The sequence below is a fragment of the Saccharopolyspora karakumensis genome, from assembly GCF_004349225.1.
Lineage (GTDB): Bacteria > Actinomycetota > Actinomycetes > Mycobacteriales > Pseudonocardiaceae > Saccharopolyspora > Saccharopolyspora endophytica.
Window position 1 is genome coordinate 42,874 of the sequence record NZ_SMLA01000035.1, and the last position, 17,811, is coordinate 60,684.

16 protein-coding genes are annotated in these 17,811 nt (G+C 71.7%); 8 read left to right on the forward strand and 8 right to left on the reverse strand.

All coding sequences use genetic code 11. The features are described from left to right. Nucleotides 1–110 precede the first annotated feature (110 nt). The 3 genes from E1202_RS20995 (at nucleotide 111) to E1202_RS21005 (ending at nucleotide 1,757) form a co-directional block, all read left to right on the forward strand. Nucleotides 111–944 carry a metal-dependent hydrolase gene (locus E1202_RS20995; protein WP_132684852.1) on the forward strand — a complete coding sequence of 278 codons (834 nt, stop codon included), beginning with the start codon at nucleotides 111–113 and terminating at the stop codon, nucleotides 942–944. 126 nt (nucleotides 945–1,070) lie between these two features. After that, nucleotides 1,071–1,499, forward strand: coding sequence for a hypothetical protein (locus tag E1202_RS21000; RefSeq protein WP_235878758.1), 429 nt, complete (start codon nucleotides 1,071–1,073; stop codon nucleotides 1,497–1,499). Nucleotides 1,500–1,556: 57 nt separating this feature from the next. Further along, on the forward strand, nucleotides 1,557–1,757 hold the full coding sequence (locus E1202_RS21005; RefSeq protein ID WP_132684853.1) for a DUF1918 domain-containing protein: 201 nt from the start codon (nucleotides 1,557–1,559) through the stop codon (nucleotides 1,755–1,757). Nucleotides 1,758–1,785: 28 nt separating this feature from the next. On the opposite strand, the gene E1202_RS21010 is transcribed toward E1202_RS21005, so the two are convergent. Continuing rightward, nucleotides 1,786–2,460 carry a TetR/AcrR family transcriptional regulator gene (locus tag E1202_RS21010; protein WP_132684854.1) on the reverse strand — a complete coding sequence of 225 codons (675 nt, stop codon included), beginning with the start codon at nucleotides 2,458–2,460 and terminating at the stop codon, nucleotides 1,786–1,788. Between the two features lie 89 nt (nucleotides 2,461–2,549). Between E1202_RS21010 and E1202_RS21015 the strand changes: the two genes are divergently transcribed. Together E1202_RS21015 and E1202_RS21020 are read left to right on the forward strand one after the other, a co-directional pair. After that, complete coding sequence (locus E1202_RS21015) at nucleotides 2,550–3,575, forward strand: medium chain dehydrogenase/reductase family protein (RefSeq protein ID WP_132684855.1); 1,026 nt, start codon at nucleotides 2,550–2,552, stop codon at nucleotides 3,573–3,575. 82 nt (nucleotides 3,576–3,657) lie between these two features. Then, nucleotides 3,658–4,494 carry a DUF4253 domain-containing protein gene (locus E1202_RS21020; protein ID WP_235878760.1) on the forward strand — a complete coding sequence of 279 codons (837 nt, stop codon included), beginning with the start codon at nucleotides 3,658–3,660 and terminating at the stop codon, nucleotides 4,492–4,494. Between the two features lie 219 nt (nucleotides 4,495–4,713). On the opposite strand, the gene E1202_RS21025 is transcribed toward E1202_RS21020, so the two are convergent. The 3 genes from E1202_RS21025 to E1202_RS21035 are packed head-to-tail and all read right to left on the reverse strand — an operon-like array spanning nucleotide 4,714 to nucleotide 7,116. Next, nucleotides 4,714–5,004 (reverse strand): DUF3017 domain-containing protein, encoded by a 291-nt coding sequence (locus E1202_RS21025; protein WP_235878762.1) that lies wholly within the window; start codon nucleotides 5,002–5,004, stop codon nucleotides 4,714–4,716. 24 nt (nucleotides 5,005–5,028) lie between these two features. Beyond that, on the reverse strand, nucleotides 5,029–5,880 hold the full coding sequence (locus E1202_RS21030; RefSeq protein ID WP_132684856.1) for a bifunctional methylenetetrahydrofolate dehydrogenase/methenyltetrahydrofolate cyclohydrolase: 852 nt from the start codon (nucleotides 5,878–5,880) through the stop codon (nucleotides 5,029–5,031). 6 nt (nucleotides 5,881–5,886) lie between these two features. Continuing rightward, nucleotides 5,887–7,116: an MFS transporter gene (locus tag E1202_RS21035; protein WP_132684857.1), complete on the reverse strand. Its 1,230-nt coding sequence runs from the start codon at nucleotides 7,114–7,116 to the stop codon at nucleotides 5,887–5,889. Nucleotides 7,117–7,444: 328 nt separating this feature from the next. On the opposite strand from E1202_RS21035, the gene E1202_RS32630 reads away from it, so the two are divergent. Further along, nucleotides 7,445–9,934 (forward strand): glycohydrolase toxin TNT-related protein, encoded by a 2,490-nt coding sequence (locus tag E1202_RS32630; RefSeq protein ID WP_132684858.1) that lies wholly within the window; start codon nucleotides 7,445–7,447, stop codon nucleotides 9,932–9,934. 81 nt (nucleotides 9,935–10,015) lie between these two features. Here E1202_RS32630 and E1202_RS21045 read toward each other — a convergent pair whose 3' ends face one another. Then, a complete protein-coding gene (locus E1202_RS21045) occupies nucleotides 10,016–10,606 on the reverse strand; it encodes a pentapeptide repeat-containing protein (protein ID WP_132684859.1) in 591 nt (196 codons plus the stop codon). A gap of 42 nt (nucleotides 10,607–10,648) precedes the next feature. On the opposite strand from E1202_RS21045, the gene E1202_RS21050 reads away from it, so the two are divergent. Next, nucleotides 10,649–11,011 (forward strand): VOC family protein, encoded by a 363-nt coding sequence (locus E1202_RS21050; RefSeq protein WP_132684860.1) that lies wholly within the window; start codon nucleotides 10,649–10,651, stop codon nucleotides 11,009–11,011. A gap of 51 nt (nucleotides 11,012–11,062) precedes the next feature. Here the strand turns inward: E1202_RS21050 and E1202_RS21055 are convergent, their stop codons facing one another. Further along, nucleotides 11,063–11,524 (reverse strand): universal stress protein, encoded by a 462-nt coding sequence (locus tag E1202_RS21055; RefSeq protein ID WP_207918820.1) that lies wholly within the window; start codon nucleotides 11,522–11,524, stop codon nucleotides 11,063–11,065. A 107-nt stretch (nucleotides 11,525–11,631) separates the two neighbouring features. On the opposite strand from E1202_RS21055, the gene E1202_RS21060 reads away from it, so the two are divergent. Further along, nucleotides 11,632–12,906 carry an ArgE/DapE family deacylase gene (locus tag E1202_RS21060; RefSeq protein ID WP_132684861.1) on the forward strand — a complete coding sequence of 425 codons (1,275 nt, stop codon included), beginning with the start codon at nucleotides 11,632–11,634 and terminating at the stop codon, nucleotides 12,904–12,906. A gap of 225 nt (nucleotides 12,907–13,131) precedes the next feature. On the opposite strand, the gene E1202_RS21065 is transcribed toward E1202_RS21060, so the two are convergent. Both E1202_RS21065 and E1202_RS21070 read right to left on the reverse strand, forming a co-directional pair. Next, on the reverse strand, nucleotides 13,132–16,404 hold the full coding sequence (locus E1202_RS21065) for an error-prone DNA polymerase (RefSeq protein ID WP_132684862.1): 3,273 nt from the start codon (nucleotides 16,402–16,404) through the stop codon (nucleotides 13,132–13,134). A 76-nt stretch (nucleotides 16,405–16,480) separates the two neighbouring features. Next, a partial coding sequence (locus tag E1202_RS21070) for a DNA polymerase Y family protein (protein WP_132684863.1) occupies nucleotides 16,481–17,811 on the reverse strand: 1,331 nt, incomplete at its 5' end.

Below are 17,811 nucleotides of genomic sequence, written 5' to 3' on the forward strand. Positions count from 1 at the left end.
CACTCCCCGGGCAATGCCGAGCCGCACCGCGATCTTCTTCTACTCTCGAACTCACAGACGAGTGATCTTGTCGAGCAGGTGTTCGGCGCGGCAGGCGATGCAGGAGAGACATGGCGACAGGACCGACGCACGCGATGAGCGGGTTGGCCGCATGGGCAGCGGTGACCGCCCTGGCCGACACGCACGCGATAGGGCAATTATCCCCCAAGACCTGGGTGGTCGGAGCCACTCTCTCCGCAGGAGCCGCGCTGCTGCCCGACATCGATCACCCGTCGTCCACCGTCGCCGCCACCTTCGGCGCCATATCCAAGGGCTTCTCCGCGGGCATCAGCGGCTTCAGCGGCTTCCTGTACCGGCTGACCCGCACCAAGAGGGACAGCGACCGCGAGGGCACCCACCGCGGCTTCACGCACACGGTCGTCTTCGCCGTCCTCGCCGGCCTGATCACCACCGCGATCGTGCAGACCAGCGAGGGCAGCGCGCTCGGCGTGCTGATGTTCTTCTTCGCCGGGCTCGCGGTGCGCGGGCTGATGCACACCTGGAGCTCGCGGCAGGACGCGCTGCTCATCGCAGTCACGTCGTTGCTGCTCACGGTGGCCTGCTGGGCCTGGGCGGGCGACCAGCCGACCGACGCCGCCGCGTTCGGGCTCGCCGTGATGATCGGCTGCGTCGCCCACTTCATCGGCGACGCGATCACCGAGCAGGGCTGCCCGATGCTCTGGCCGGTACCGCTGGGCGGCAAGACCTGGTACCCGGTCGCGCCGCCGAAGAAGCTGCGCATGCGCACCGGCGGCGCCGTCGAGCTCGCCATCATCGGCCCCGGCCTGACCCTCGCGGCGGCGGCGCTGACCTGCGTGGTGCTCTACCGCCTCGGCGTGGCCCCGTGGCTGGCCGGACTGGACCTGCCACCTGGCTTGATGGCCTGGATCGAGGCAAGCCCTTGAGCCAGCCGGAGTAGGGTTTAGACCATTAGCACGTAAAACAAGACAAAGGGCACAATCCCTCTGGTCTGACCGATAAGGTGCACCTGCGGTGCCATGTGGGCACCGCTCCTTGTCCCCGGAGGGAAGATGCGAGCTCGAATGCGGATCGCAGCGGCGATCGTGTCGCTGCCACTGCTGGCCGGCCTCGCCGCGTGCGGCGAGATCCAGGAGGCCCAACAGGGACTGCAACAGGCCAACCAGCAGCTCCAGGGCGCCCAGCAGAGCCTGGACACCGCGCAGGCGTGCCTGCAGGCGATCAACGCCGCGAACTTCGTGCCGAATTTCGCCGACCCGCAGAAGGCTCAAGCCGACGCGCAGGCCAAGGTCACCGAGATCCAGCAGCTCGCCGACCGGACCGCGGACGAAACCCTGAAGCAGAACCTGCTCGACGTGCAGGAGTCGGTGCAGCAGGTGGCCGACGGCCGGATCGACATCGAGGCCAGCGCCGAGTGGACCTCCGCTCAGCTGGACAAGTACCAGGCCGTCACCACGACCTGCTCCCGCCTGGCCGGCTGACGACCATGCGGAGCGTGTCGCACGTCACTTAGCCTGGTGTGGCGGAGGTGATGTGCGATGAGAGCAGTCGTGGGCGACCAGCTTCACGTGCACAGCAAGCACGTCGACGAGGCCGAGAAGTTCGGGGAGATCCTGGAGGTGCTCGGACCGGACGGTGAACCGCCGTACCGGGTCCGCTACACCGACGGACACGTCGGCCTGGTGTTCCCGGGTTCCGACTGCGTGGTCGAAGCCCCGTCCCCTCGCCGAGGGGAGTAGCACGGCCGGTCGCGCCCAGCGGCCGGCCTCACTCCCACGGTTCGGCGAGAACCGAATCCACCTCGGCCCGGAACAGCGGTTCCGGGTCGATCCCCATCCCGGCGAACTGACCGGTCACTTCGAGGCTCAGCACGCCGTGCAGGCGTGACCAGGCGCGAACCGCCTTGCGCAGCGCCGGCACCGGCGGCTGCGGCCCGCCGCGCCGCTCGCGCCAGGCCACCAGCTGCCGGTCCAGCGCGCCGTTCGGCGGCGCCTCCGGCGCCAGCTCGGCGAGGGCGTCCAGGAGCGGCCGGAACGCGCGGTCGGCGAGGCCGAAGGTCTCCGCGGGCGCCTCGTAGCCGGGCACCGGGGTTCCGTACAGCAGCAGGAAGCGCTGCGGAGCCTCCAACGCCCACGCCCGGAAACCCGTCGCGATCTCGCGGAACCTGTTCTCGGGCGCCTTGCGGCGGTGGTCGAGCGCGATGCCCTCCAGGGTCTCGGCCAGGTCGCGGTAGCCGTCGGTGACCAGGTCGGTGAGCAGCGCGTCGCGATTGGCGAAGTACCGGTAGAGCGCGGGCCCGGTGACGCCCATCCGCTTGGCGATCGCGTTGACCGAGATCCCCGACGGCCCCGACTCGGCGAGCTGCTCCATCGCGACCTGCTTCGCCTCGTTGCGCGTCTGCTCCCGGAACCGCTCGCGGGGACTGCGCTGCGCTGCTGACATGTCCGCCTCCCTTGACACCCTCACGGTAACAGGCTCATATTTGCGTTAGAAGCTCTAACGTTCGCTTCGAATTATCACGAGGAGTCATCATGGCAGGCACCGAGATCGCCTTCACCGGACTCGACGAGGTCGCCGTCCGCGAGGCCGAGGCACCCGAACCGGGCCCGCGCGGCGTCGTGATCCGCGCCGAAGCCACCGGAGTCTCCTTCGCGGAGGTGCAGATGCGGCGCGGCCGCTACCCGGCCCAACCCGCGTTCCCGTTCGTGCCCGGGTACGACCTGGTCGGCGAGATCGTCGCCGTCGGCCCCGAGAGCTCCTGGCGGATCGGGCAGCGGGTGGCCGCCATGCCGCGCACCGGCGCGTGGGCCGAGCACGTGGAGGTCCGCGATCGCGACCTGGTCGAGGTCCCCGCCGACATCGACGCGGCCGAGGCGGTGTCGCTGGTGCTCAACGGGGTCACCGCGCGCCAGCTGCTGCGCGCCGCGAACGTCCGAAGAGGACGAACGGTGCTGGTGCACGGCATCGGCGGCGGAGTCGGGACGCTGCTGGCGCAACTGGCCGCGGCCGACGGGATCCGCGTCATCGGAACGGCTTCCGCGCACCGGCACGCCGGCCTCGCCGTTCTCGGAGCGGAGTTGATCGATCACCGCGCGGAGGACGTCGCGGCCCGCGTGCGCGCACTCGCGCCCGACGGGGTCGACGCCGTCCTCGACCCGCTCGGGCCGTCGAGCCTGCCGACGTCCTGGCGACTTCTCGCACCCGGCGGCACCCTCATCAGCTACGGCAGCGCGACCACGCTCGACGATGCCGGCCCGTGGTGGCGGCCCTACCTGGGAATCACCCGGCTGCTGGTCGGCTGGGAGCTCCGCCGGCTGCTCGGCAGGACGGCAGGACGTCGCATGCGGCTGTACTACGTGCGACCCGACGAGCGCTTCCGAGCCGATCTGGCCGAGCTGTTCGCGAGGGTCACCAGTGGACGGTTGCGCCCGCTCATCGCCGAGCGGATGCCGCTCAAGGACGCCGAGCAAGCGCTGGACCTGCACCTATCCGGGAAGAAGACCGGACGCATCGTGCTGCTGCCCGAAAACCGAGGCTCGGGAAGCCCGAAATGTTAGCTGGTTTGCACCATCCCGGACTCCCACGAAACGCCCCGCGTCCTTAAGGTGGTTCCAACGGGAATCGCGAGGAGGCTGTGAAGTGTTGCAAGACGACCGGGACGCGGGGGCACCGGCCGATCTTCCTGCGGTTTTCGGCATCGGTTCAGGGCTTTCCACGGAGCTGCCACCTGGCGAGATCCTCACCGAGCGGATGTCGATGGCCGCCTACCCGACACCGCTGTGCTGGATCAGCCTGGACACCCCGAGACCCCAACTGGCCGCCGCGCTGCGCGCCGAGCACCGGCGCAGCGGGCTGTGGCCGCTGCTGCTGTGCGACAGCGACGAGACCTTCGGCGAGCGCTGCACCGTCGGCGTGACCGCCCCCGAACCGCTGGAGCACATCGACCGCTGGCGCGTCTACGACGTCATGGTGCGGATCTGGGACGGCCTGGTGCAGGCCGACGACGAACTCGGCCCCGCCTACGACCTCGACGTCCTGGCGCCCTTCGACCACACCTGCCCGGGGCCCGCCAAGGCCGGGAACCTGCTGGCCGATCCGGACGTGCTGGCCAACCAGCAGCTCCCGAAGCTCGTCGACGCCGACACCCGGCTGGCGCTGGTGCCGGTCAAGCGCGGCGCCGACGTGCTGACGGTGCTCGGCTGGTCGGGTGCGGCCAACCACGTCTCGCGCACCGCCGGGCTGTCGGCGATGGTGCGCAGCTGGGAGGAGCGCTTCGGCGCCCGCATCCTGCGGCTCGGCCCGGATCGCCTGGACATGAGCGTCGCCGCCCCGCCGCAGACGGCCGAGCACGCCGCGCAGGTCGCCGCCGAGCACTGGACCTTCTGCCCCGACCGGATCCTGCAGGAGACCGGCTCGATCTCGGCCTACGCGGGCGAGATCCGAGGCCGCCGCACCTGGACCTTCTGGTGGGACTGAAGGGTTGAAATCAGAACCCCGATTTCCACTGAAACCGGGTCCCGTCCCCTGAAACCCGGTCCCGATCCCTGAACTGAGATCCCGACTTCCACTGAAATCGGGGAACCACGTTGTCAGCGAGAACCGTCCGCGTGGAGCTCGTGGTCTTCGCGGACTGTCTGTTGTGGACGTGAAAGAGGCAGGCATCCCTGGTGGGGCGCCTGCCTCTTGGGGTTCTCGTCAGCCGAACAGGCCTCGGATGGTCATGGCGATGGAGATGATGACCACGCCGAAACCGCTGTAGAGCAGCATGTCCACCACGCGGCTGCGGATGGCCAGCAGACCGGCGCGATCGTCCGGGATCACCGCGCGCAGCCCGGCCGCCACCAGCAGCGCCAGACCGAGCACGACCGTGCCGCGACGCCAGTGCTGCAGGGCCACCAGCAGAAAACCGATCAGCCCGATGCCGCACACCAGGCCGAACGGCACGTGGACGGACAGGCGGTACCTGTCCGGGATCCAGTCGCTCACGTTCCTCCAGTCCCCGCGCCGAACTCAGCCCAGGTTGCGCTCGGCCGCCTCGACGACGTTGGTCAGCAGCATCGCGCGGGTCATCGGGCCGACGCCGCCGGGGTTCGGCGACAGGAAACCGGCGACCTCGGCGACGTCCGGGTGCACGTCACCGGCCAGCCCGTCCTCGGTACGCGTGACGCCCACGTCGAGCACGGCCGCGCCCGGCTTGACCATGTCCGCGGTGATCAGGTGCGGCACGCCCGCCGCCGCGACCACCACGTCCGCGCGGGAGATCTCCGAGGCCACGTCCTTGGTGCCGGTGTGGCACAGGGTCACCGTGGAGTTCTCGCTGCGGCGGGTCAACAGCAGACCGATCGGACGGCCAACGGTGATGCCGCGACCGACGACCGCCACGCGCGCACCGTTGAGCTCGACGTCGTGACGGCGCAGCAGCTCGATGATGCCGCGCGGGGTGCACGGCAGCGGAGCCTCCTCGCCCAGCACCAGCCGGCCGAGGCTGATCGGGTGCAGGCCGTCGGCATCCTTGGCCGGGGCCATGCGCTCCAGCAGCGGCCCGGCGTCGAGGTGCTTGGGCAGCGGCAGCTGCACGATGTAGCCGGTGCACTCGGGATCGGCGTTGAGTTCGTCGATCACCGCCTCCACGTCAGCCTGGCTGACGTCGGCGGGCAGGTCCTTGCGGATCGACTTGATACCGACCTTCGCGCAGTCGTTGTGCTTGGCGCGCACGTAGGAGTGCGAACCCGGGTCGTCTCCTACCAGCACCGTTGCCAGGCCCGGGGCCTGCCCTCGCTCGACGAGCCGGGCGACGCGGGGTCGCAGCTCCTCGAAGATCGCGTCCTTGGTGGCCTTGCCGTCGAGAATCGTCGCGCTCACAGCTGCTCATCGTGGCAGATCGGTCGCGGCTTGACCTCGCCGGTCCGCAGTTTTCTCCGCCACTTCTCCCACGACTTCCGAGGCGGGCCGCAGTGGACCGGAGCGGTGCAGGTGCACCAGCACCACGCCGAACGCGGCGACCGCCATCGCGGCGCACGCCGCCCCGGCCAAGGCCGGGCCACCGCGGTCCATCATCGAGCCCACCAGCGGGTTGGCGATCGCGATGCCCATCGTGCTCGCGGTGGTCGTCCAGCCGAACGCCTCTCCCCGGCGTTCCGGCGGCGCCAGATCGGCCAGCCGACCGTTGGAGGCCGCCAGCAGCGGCGCGATCGCCGCACCGCCGACCGCCAGGATCGCCCCGATCACCCACGGCGATCCGCTGGACACCGGCGGCAGCGCCGGGACCAGCGCGCACAGACCGAGCGCGGCCAGCCCGGAGCGAACTCCCAAGCGGTAGCGCGGGAAACCGCCCATCACCAGACCGCCCACCAGCGACCCCAGCGCCCACATCGTCGCCATGACCCCCGCCATGCCGGGCTCACCCCGCTCGCGGGCCCAGCCGACGAGCACCAGGTCCACCGAGACCAGCGCGCCGACGGACAGGCTGAAGAAGCACATCATCGACACGAACCCCCGCACCCGCACCAGGCCCGCCGAACGTCCTGGTGCGGCACCGCCGCCCAGCCCGCCGCGAATCCCCGCCCGCCACCACGCCGAGGCGAACAGGCCGGGACCGATCAGCGCCCAGGCCGCCAGCACCGACAGCGCCACCGACGGGCTCCACACCGCCACCACGAACGTCGCCAGCATCGGCGCCACCACGTAGAGCAGCTCCTGCAGCGTCGCCTCGACGGCGTAAGCGGCCTCGCGCGCCTCGCCCTCGGTGATCCGCGGCCACATCGAGCGCGCCACCTGCCCCAGCGGCGGCGACGCCAGGCCCGTGGCGAACCCGACCAGCAGCATCACCCACCAGTGCTCCCCGTCCAGCCGGTGCGTGGTCACGATCATCGCCGCGAATCCGGCCGACTGGAAGAACCCGCTCACCGCCAGCACTTTCACGACCGAGGTGCGGTCGGCGGCACGGCCGCGCACCGGCCCGGCGATCGCCTGACCGATGGTCATGGCCGTGCAGACCGCGCCGCCGATCGCGTACGAACCGGTCCACTCGGCGATCAGGAACGTCAGAACCATCACCTGAGCCGGGATGTAGAGGCGCGCGAGCAGACCGAAGCCCATCAGTGACGGAGCGTGTGGGACAGCGGCCAGTAGCCGGTAAGGACGCAGCACGTGATAACTGTGGCGTTCGGCACGGGCGTACCGCTACTGGTTTTCGGACCCCCTCGCTGATCCAATACACCTGGTGGTGTGATGTTCATTCGAACTTTCAGCAGGCAAGCTCTGGGGCGAGATCACCGGTCTCACCCAGGGTGATCTTGAAAACCGCCACAAGACGATCAACGGCGGCGCGGATGTCACACACAGCGCACAACGCCGGGCCCGCGTCGAGTAGCGTTTCGACGGGGTGGAGTCGGGTTGCCTCGTCGAGAGGGGGAGGATGTCACCCATGTCGCGTCCGACAGCGATCAGTCCGGAAGAGCAGGAGCAGATCGCCCGCAAGATCGGTGTTCTGCTTTTACAAGGCGCTCCTGAGGACTGGCAGGAGATCACGGTGGAGTACCGCGCCACCGGCGAATACACCGACCTGCTGGGTGAGCTCACCGCGCAGGACGGCAGTTCACGCTCGCTCGAGCCGCCGGTCGAGCTGCGCGAGATCTTCGAGCGCCTCCGGGAGGGCATGTACCGCCCCGACGTGGGCACCTGGTTGAGCGCGCTCTACGTGGTCGAGCGCCCGTCCAGTTACCGAATCGATATCAACTTCGACACCGAGCCGCAGTGGCAGCGCCCGCTGCCCCGGGCGGCCTACGTCGACGAACTTCGCCGCTACCCGCGGTCCGAGGACAACATCCCGGACTGGATGCAGGAACGGGTCGACGGCACCGCATCCCCGCAGGCCGAGGACACCCCCGTGGTTCCGGACACGGTCGCGGGGCTCGAGGACGAGGCCGGGTTCTCCTCCGCCGGCATCGGTTCCGGCCGCTTCCGGATCACCAACGTCTTCGACGACGTCGACGACGAAGGTCGCCCGGTGGTGTCCGAGCGCCGCCCGGTGCCCGCCGACGAGGTCGGCGCGCTGCGGCAGTACCTGGAGAACGCTCCGGTCGTGCTGGCCTCCCGGGAGAACGAAGAGGACCACTTCGACCCCGAGCGCGCCCAGACCGTCCCGGGCACCTGGCACACCGACGGCACCTGGCTGTGGCCGGGCTCGGTGGCCTACTACCTGGCCCAGTACGGCATGCCACCGGAGTCGGCGCTGGTCGAGCACGTCCGCAGCCGCGGCTTCACCGTCGGCGACGTCGACGACGCGACCCGCGAAGCGGCCGTCAGCGAGCTGGTGGACCAGCCCGACGAGGAGCCGGCCGACGAACCCGAGCCGAACTCCGGGAACTCCGCGCTCGGGGTGGGCGCCGGGGTGGCCGCCGGAGCGGGGGCGGCCGCCGTCGGCGCCGCCGCGATCGGTTCCACCTCCGGTGAGCCCGAGGCCGACGAGGTTCCCGAGCCGGCCGACGAGCTCATCGAGGACGACGCACCGTCGGCCTCCGGTTCGCGGCACGTCCTCGACGAGGACGACGACGCACCCGACGCCCAGGAAGTGCTGGCGCAGCTGCACGACCGGCTGTCCGACTTCCAGGTGGACAGCGACGCCTACCGGTTGGGCAGCCGCAGCGCCGACGCCCACTGCCTGGTGCAGGACGGCGACGACTGGGTCGTCACCGGCAACGAGGACGTCCGGTTCGCCCGCGTCGACCACGCCGCCGCGTACCTGCTCGGCAAGCTGCTGATGGAGCAGCCGACCGCGTCGGCTCCGGCACCGGTCGCTCCCGAGGTCGCCGACCTGCCGCAGCGCGGCGCGCCAGAACCCGAACTCCCGCAGCGCACGCCGGAACCGGCCGACCTCCCGCAGCGCACCCCGGAGCCCGCCGGCGAGCTCCCGCAGCGCACGCCGGAACCGGCCGACCTGCCGCAGCGCGGTCAGCAGGAGCCCGCCGACCTCCCGCAGCGGACCCCGGAACCGGCCTCCGAGCTGCCCAAGCGCACCCCGGAGCCGTCGGCCGATCTGCCGCAGCGCACGCCGCAGGCGTCGGAACTGCCCCAGCGCGCCGCGCGCGAGCCGGAGCAGTCGGGCCCGAGCACCGGTGGGAACCCGCTGTTCACCGCCAACCAGGAAGCGCCGCAGGCGTCCCAGGAACCGGCACCGCAGGCCCCGCCGGCGCCGCCCGCCGAGGAGCCGACCCGGTTCCAGCCTGCGCCGTCGTTGGACCGACCGCTCCCGCCGCAGGCTCCGCCGTCCCCGCCCGCGGGGAATCCGGTGCAGCCGCAGGCCGGTGGGGCGCCGGGATCCAACCCGCTGCCCAAGCGCCAGCCGCGCCGGGACAGCAACGCCCCGGTTCCCCCGGCCGCCGGCCCCGGCGCGCAGCAGGGTCCGGCCGGTGGCGCCGAGCGTCGTCCCGGGCCCGGTGGCCCCGGCATGGCCGGCCCGCAGCGGCAGGGCCCGCCGCCCGGACCGCCGCGTCCGCAGCAGGGTCAGCAGCCCCCGCAGGGCCAGCCGCAGGCTGCGCCCAACGGCCAGGCCCCGCAGGGTCAGCAGATCCAGCCGCTCAACGGCGAACCGCCGCTGACGCTGTACCGGGACCGCCGGATCGTCATGCTGCAGCCGGGCACCGAGCTCGACCGCTTCGGTGAGCCCAACGGCAACGTGCTGTACACCGCGCGCACGCCGTACACGCACCGCTCACTGCCGCCGCAGTGGTCCAACCGGACCTACTCGGCCTACCGGGTGCAGCGCCCGATCCAGGCGCTGCGGGGAACCGCGGTCGCGTGGTTCGAGCAGCCCGGTGGCGGCACCGCGTTCGTGCTCCCGGCCGCGGTCAGCGACCTCATCGCCGACGGCACCCTCGCCGAGATGCCGTCGGGCGAACGTCCGCCCATGGAGTGAGAACGGTTGAGAAGAGGGCCCTTCCCCAGCTCGGGGGAGGGCCCTCTTCCGTTCTGCCGGTCTCAGCGCGGCGAGGCCAGGTCAGTCCAGGTGCAGGCCGTGGGCCGCTGCGAAGGACAGGGCCAGAGCGGTGTCAACCCGGGCGCCCCGGAGGTTCGCCTGGACCAGGGCGTCGGCGTCGAGGCGGGCGTCCCGGAGATCGGCGTTGTTGAGGCGGGCGCCGAGCATTCGCGCCCCGCTGAAGTCCGCTTCGCGGAGGTCGCAGCCGCGCAGATCGCACTCGGTGAGGTTGGCCTCCCGGAAGCGGACGCCGTGCAGATCGACGTCGCGCAGGTCGCAGCGGCCCATCGCGACCAGGGTCAGGTCGGTCTCGCGGACCTTCAGCGACCGCAGCCGGCAGTCGACGAAGCCGGACCCGAGCAGGCTGCACCCGTCGAAGCTGCTCCTGCCGAACACCGTGCGCTCGAACTTGCAGGACCGGAACGCGCTGGCGACGTGCGAGGAGGTGTTGAGGTCGGCGCCGGTGAAGTCGCAGTCGGTGAACACGCAGTTGCGGGTCTTCAGACCGGTCAGGTCGGCGTCGGTGAACACGCATCGCTCGAAGACCCGGCCGGACCACTCCTGATCCGGCAAGATCGCGTCCTGGAAGTCCTCACCGACCGCGCTCGTCATGGCCACACCCTGGCACGAGCGCCCGACGACACCGGAGGCGCCATGCGAATCCACCGAGTTGTACCCAACATCAGGGCCACCGACATCGCCGCCACGCGCGATCACTACGTGCGCGTGCTCGGTTTCGAGGTGGTGATGGACATGGGCTGGATCGTCACGCTCTGCTCCCCGGAGGACCGGAAGCGCCAGCTCGCGCTCATCACCGAGGACGCCAGCGCTCCGGAGCACCCGGACATCTCCGTCGAGGTCGACGACGTCGACGCCGCCCACGCGGCCGCGGTGGAGCGGGGCGTCGAGATCGTGCACCCGCTGACCGACGAGCCGTGGGGCGTGCGGAGGTTCTTCCACCGCGACCCGAGCGGCACCGTCGTCAACACCCTGTCCCACCAGGAACGTTCGGACTGAGGGTTCGCGGCCGGGAGCCGTTCGCGAGCGCGGCGCGGGGGCGGTTCCGCCTCAGGGGACGACGACGACCGGGCGGACCGCCTCCACCACCAGCGTCGCCGGGACCGTGCCCAGCAGACCGCCTCTCCGGCGCGAGCGGCCGACGACGATCAGGTCGGCGCGGTACTGCTCGGCGACCTGCTCCAGGCCCACCGCCGGGTCACCCCGGTGGTGCACGAAGTCCCAGTCGATGTCCACCCACTTGAGGTGCGAGACGACTTCCTGCTTGAGCTCCTCCACCAGGGACTCAGCGGCTTCGCTGGCCACCGCGACGCCCATCGGGGACCAGTAGGCGACGCCGCCCACGGCCTCGACGTAGACCAGCACGAGACGCGCGCGCTCCCGCCGGGCGAGACCCGCCGCCCACGCCGCGGCGTGGAAGCTGGCCGGGCTGCCGTCCATGCCGACGACGATGCCGCCCAGACCGTCCTTGCCGATCTCGAATTCACGCTTGGTGCTGTCGCCTTCGGCCACGCCGGAATGGTACTCAGTGCCCGGCGGTCGTGGTCCCTTCGCCGGGTCCGAGGCGATTTGCCGACGGGTCTCCCGCAAGCAGGGGACGCCGCGTTAGGTTCTGCTGCGTGACCGCAGTGGAGCCCCGCACCGAAGCCGAACAGCGCGCCCTGGACGCCGTGGACATCGACGCCATCGTCGACGATCTCCGCGAACTGGTGGCCATCCCGAGCGTCGGAGGCAGCACCGCCGAGCACGACGCCCAGCAGTGGTGCGCCGACCGCCTTTCCGCGCTCGGCCACCGGGTCGACCACTGGCGCATCGACGTCCGCGAACTCGCCGAGCACCCCGACTTCCCCGGTCAGGAAGCTCACCGGGACGAGGCCTACGGCTGCGTCGGGGTCAGCGGCGAGGGCGACCCGGCGCTGGTGTTCTGCGGGCACACCGACGTGGTGCCGCCCGGAGACCTGGACCGCTGGCCGAACCGCGACCCGTACGCGCTGCGCATCTCCGACGGCATCGCCGCCGGTCGCGGCACCTGCGACATGAAGGGCGGCGTGGTCGCCTTCCTCGGCGCCCTGACAGCGCTGCGCACCGCCGGTGTCGAGCTGGCCCGCCCGGTGGCGGTGCACGCGGTCGTCGCCGAGGAGGACGGCGGTCTCGGCGCGTTCGCCACGCTGCAGCGCGGCCACCGCGGCGAGGCGTGCGTCATCGCCGAACCGACCCAGAACACCGTCGTGGCGGCCAACGGCGGTTCGCTGACGTTCCGGTTGGAGATCCCCGGGCAGAGCACGCACGGTTCCACCCGGTACCGGGGTGTCAACGCGCTCGACAAGCTGGCCGAGCTGCTGCCGGTGCTGCGCGAGCTGGAGTCCCGGCGCAACGTCGACCCCGACCCGCTGGTGGAGCACCTGGAGATCCCGTACCCGCTGTCGGTCGGCACGGCCCGCGTCGGCGACTGGGCCAGCACCGTCCCGGACCTCGCGGTCGCCGAGGGCCGCTACGGCGTGCGGCTGGGCGAGTCCGTGGAGCAGGCCAAGATCGAATTCGCCGCCGCCGTCGCCGAAGCCTGCGCGGCCGACCCGTGGCTGGCCGAGCACCCGGTCCGCGTCACCTGGCCGGGCGGCATCTTCGCCAGCGGCCGGTTCCCCGAAGGGCACCCGCTGCTCGACGAGACCCGCGAGGCGATCGTCGCCGCCGGCGGTTCCGTCCCGGAGGTCGTGGGCGCGCCCTACGGCTCGGACCTGCGCCAGTACGCCGCCACCGGCATGCCGACGCTGCAGTACGGCCCGGGCGACGTGCGCTACGCGCACGCCGACGACGAGCACGTCAGCATCGCCGACCTGGAGCAGTGCGCCCGCACCTTCGTCCTCCTGGCCATCCGCAGGTGCGGAATCGCGTGAAACCCAACCCCAACCGTCAGGCAAGCGCCGAAGGCGCTTTCTCCGTACCCCACCAGAGCAACCGGCACCACCGCGGGTTCTGACACGTCTTCTGGGGAGGACAGCCGAAGCGCCGTGCATTGGACATGCACAAGTCTCGGATCCCGGAGCCAGAAGGCGTGTCAGGTTCCGCCACCCGCACCGCTGAGCACAACGACCACGGAGTAGTTGTCCCTGTAGTACGACTCAGTGGAAGTCGCGGGACTCCGAAGGCACGCGGATGTTCAGCTTCTGAAGCCGATCAGCGCGCAGGTTGATCACCTCCTCGGTTCGTTCGATCACGCCCCGGACCAACAACGCGGCGCTGGTGCGCCCGACCTTGCGGTACCGAGCCCACAGCCCGGGTGAGCAGACGACGTTGACCGTTCCGGTCTCGTCCTCCAGGTTCAGGAAGGTGATGCCGCCCGCGGTCGATGGGCGTTGCCGGTGCGTCACGGCTCCTCCCACCAGCACCCGGGTTCCGTGCTCTACTTCGGACAGACGTGCGGCAGGCAGTGCGCCGAGCTCGTCGAGCCGGGCTCGGACGAACTGCAGCGGGAAGCTGTCCGGCGACACCCCTGTCGCCCACACGTCGGCCGCTGCCTTCTCGACGCCGTCCATCCCGGGCAGGGCCGGGGCGTCCGACGAGACGGTGGTGCCGGGCAGCCGGTCTGGTCGTTCGCGGGCCGCCGCCGCGGCGTTCCACAGCGCTTCGCGCCGCGTCAGGCCGAAGCAGTCGAAAGCCCCGCCGGTGGCCAGCGCCTCCATCTGCGGTGCGTTCAGCCGCACTCGCCGCGCCACGTCGGCCATGTCGGCGAACGGCCCGTGCGCCGCGCGTTCGGCGGTCAGCTTCTCGGCGAGGTCCTCACCGAGCTTGCGCACCGACGACAGGCCGATGCGGACCGCCTGACCCCCGGTGCTGGTCGCGTCCGGCTCCAGGTCGGCGTGCACCCGGCTGGCGTTGATGTCCGGCCCGCGCACCACGACTCCGTGCCTGCGCGCGTCGGCGACCAGCGACTGCGGCGAGTAGAAGCCCATCGGCTGCGCCTTGAGCAGTGCCGCGCAGAACGCCGCCGGGTAGTAGCGCTTGAACCAGGCGCTGGCGAACACCAGCAGCGCGAAGCTCAGCGCGTGGCTCTCGGGGAAGCCGTAGTTGGCGAAGGCCAGCATGCGGCGGTAGATGTGCTCGGCCAGGTCGTCGTCGATGCCGTTGGCGGCCATGCCCTCGAAGAGCCTGTCCCGCAGGCGTTCCATGCGTTCTGCGGAGCGCTTGGCGCCCATGGCCCGGCGCAGCTGGTCGGCTTCGGACGGGCTGAACCCGGCGACGTCGACGGCCAGCTGCATCAGCTGCTCCTGGAACAGCGGCACCCCCAGGGTCTTCTGCAGCGCGCCCTTCATCAGGGGGTGGTCGTAGTCCCAGTCCTCCTCGTCGTTGCGGCGCCGGATGTAGGGGTGCACCGATCCGCCCTGGATCGGGCCGGGCCTGATCAAGGCGACCTCGACCACCAGGTCGTAGAACTCGCGAGGTTTCAACCGGGGCAGCGTGGCCAGCTGCGCGCGGCTCTCCACCTGGAACACCCCGATCGCGTCGGCCTCGCACAGCATCGCGTACACCTCGGGGTCGGACAGGTCCAGCTCGCCGAGGTCGACGTCGCGGCCGTGGTGCTCGCGGGTCATGTCGATGGCGTAGTGCAGCGCCGAGAGCATGCCCAGGCCGAGCAGGTCGAACTTGACCAGCCCGACGGTGGCGCAGTCGTCCTTGTCCCACTGCAGCACGGTCCGGCCGGGCATCCGGGCCCATTCCACCGGGCACACCTCGCTGACCGGCTGGTGGCAGATCACCATGCCGCCGGAGTGAATGCCCAGGTGGCGCGGGAAGCCCATCAGCTCGTCGGCGAGTTCGCGCACCGCTCCGGGGATCTCGGAGTCCTCCGGCAGCGGCCCCCAGTGCTCGATCTCCTTGCTCCAGGCGTCCTGCTGGCCGGGCGAGTAGCCGAGCGCGCGGGCGACGTCGCGCACCGCGGACTTCGGCCGGTAGCCGATGACGTTGGCGACCTGCGCGGCGTGCGTGCGGCCGTACTTGGCGTAGACGTACTGGATGACCTCCTCGCGGCGGTCGGACTCGATGTCGATGTCGATGTCCGGCGGCCCGTCGCGTTCCGGCGCGAGGAACCGCTCGAACAGCAGCCGGTAGCGGACCGGGTCGGCGTTGGTGATGCGCAGCGCGAAGCACACCGCCGAGTTCGCCGCCGATCCCCTGCCCTGGCAGAGGATGTCCTGCCGGCGGCAGAAGTCGACGATGTCGTGCACCACCAGGAAGTACCCGGGGAATTCGAGCTCCTCGATCACCGCCAGCTCGTGCTCGATCTGCCGGTACGCCTCCGGGGCCGCCTGCGGGGGCCCGTAGCGGTCGAGCGCGCCGAGGTAGGCCAGTTCCCGCAGGTGGCTGGCCTCGGTGTGGCCGGGCGGCACGTCGAACGGCGGGAGCTGCGGGACCACCAGGCTCAGGTCGAAGGCGAAGGACTTGCCCAGCTCGGCGGCCCGCTGCACCGCGCCCGGGTAGCGGGCGAAGCGCTCGGCCATCTCGGCACCGGAGCGCAGGTGGTTGCCCGCCCAGGCCGGCAGCCACCCGTCCACGTCGTCCAGGCTGCGCCGCGCGCGGACGGCCGCGACGACGCTCGCCAGCCGCGCCCGGTCGGGCGCCGCCAGGTGCGCCCCGGTGGAGGCCACTGTGGACAGTCCGGCGCGATCAGCGAGCTCCGCGAGCGCGTCGTTGCGCACCGAGTCGGTGGGCAGCCCGTGGTCGGTGAGCTCGACGGTGACGTGCTCGCGACCGAAGAGCCCGACCAGCCGGTCGAGCTCGACCGCCGCCGCGTCCATCCCGCCGGTCGCCAGCGCCGACCGCACCGCACCCTTGCGGCAGCCGGTGAGCACCTGCCAGTGCCCGGCCGCCTCGGCCGCCAGCTCCTCCAACCGGTACTCCGGGCGCCCCTTCTCCTCGCCGCGCAGCTGAGCGGTGCTGATCGCGCGGCACAGCGAGGCGTACCCGGTGAGGTCGCGGGCCAGCACCAGCAGGTGCCCGCCCTCGGGGTCGGGGATGCCGTTCTGCGGCTGGGTGAGCCCCAGGCTCAGCTCGGCGCCGAACGCCGTGCGCACGTCGTGCTCCTTGGCCGCCTCGGCGAACCGCACCACGCCGTGGAGCCCGTCGTGGTCGGTGAGCGCGATCGCCTCCAGACCGAGCCGCGCGGCCTCCTCGATCAGCTCCTCGGGGTGGGCGGCACCGTCGAGGAAGCTGAAGTTGGAGTGCGCGTGCAGCTCGGCGTAGGGCACCCGGTCGCCGGACGGCGCCGGGCCTCGTCCGCCCGCGCGATGCTCGGCGCGCGGCCGCGACGGCGACGCGTCGTCGCGGGGCGGCAGAGCCTCGCCGGAGAGGGCCTTCTCCAGCTCCGACCAGCTCTGGGGAGGGTTGAACCAGCTCATGAACCCAGTGAACTCCTGTTCGAACGATCAGCGCTACCGAACTGCCGGGCTTCCACTCGAACGAGCGTTCGTCGACTCAGCGGTAGGCTCCCTGCACCCACCAGTCCCCGCGCTCGTGCACCAGGAGCAGCGCCACCTCGTCGGACTCCCCGTCCGAGGACTCCGGGACCAGCACGACCTGGAGCCGGACCAGCGCGCGGGGCGGGACCTGCGAATCCGGCGCGGTCTGGCCGGAACCACCGGCCAGCAGGTCCACCCACCACCGCTCGGTCACCGGCCACGGCCCGGCCCAGCCCGCCACCGCGCGAGACCTGCCCCCGCCGACCTCGACCATCTGCGGCGCGGCGGACAGCCCCAAGCGGCCGGTGATCCACACCGGCTCGCCCGAGGCGTCGAGCACCCGGGCCGGCCACGGATCGCCCGGCACCACCGTTGGCGACGGAGCCGGGATCCGGCCCGGCCACGGCGGCTCGACCGGCAGCGCCGCGCGCCGCTCATCGCCCCACGGCACGAATCGCACCTGGTCGCGCGGGTCCCGGCCGCCGCCGAGAACACCGGTCAGCACGGCTTCCGGGCCGAGCATGCCCTGCACCCGCGCGAAAGCCCGGCCCGCTCTGGCCGCGGCCTCGCCGGTGGCCGCGCTGAGCAGGTCCAGCTGCAGACCTCCCGCGCCGACCACCTCTTCGGGGCGCAGGCTCAGCTCGTCGAGCCCGGCGGTGGGCTTGCCCTTGGGGTTGCGGCCGTTGAGCCAGCCGTCGAGCTGCCAGCGGACCCGGTCGGCGGTGGCCGCCGGTGTCAGCGGCTCCGCGCAGCGCCAGACCCGGTGCAGCTCCTCGCCGTTTCCGGTGCGCGCGGAGATGCCCAGCCGAGTGCAGGCGAGGCCGAGATCGCCCAGCTTGGCGTGCAGTTCGTCGGCGAGCACCTTGGCCACGAACGCGGCTCGGTCGACCCGGTCCACCGGTGGGTCGAGCTCCTCGGTGACGACCAGCTCGGGCGGCGGCCGCCGCCGCTTGACCGGGCGCTCCTCCTGGCCGCCCGCCGCCCGGTGGGCCAGCACGGCGGCAGGGCCGAACCGGGTCGCCACGTCCGAGGACCCGAGCGCCGCGAACTCGCCCAGGGTGCCGACCCCCAGTCTGCGCAACAGGTCCACGAGCTCCGGCTGCGCCGCCGCCTGCTTCTGCCCGAGGCGGTCGGCGAGCTGCTCGATCTCCTCGATCGGCAGCGGCGCGAGGAATTCCCGGCTGCCACCGGGTTCGACGTGCCGCGCGTGGCGGGCGGCGAGGATCGCGGCGAACAGCCCGTCGGCGACCCCGATCCGGCACTCCACACCGGTCTGCGCGTCGATCTCGTCGACGAGCTTCTCCGCGGCGACCTCCTCGCCGCCGAAGTAGCGGGCGGGGCCTCGGG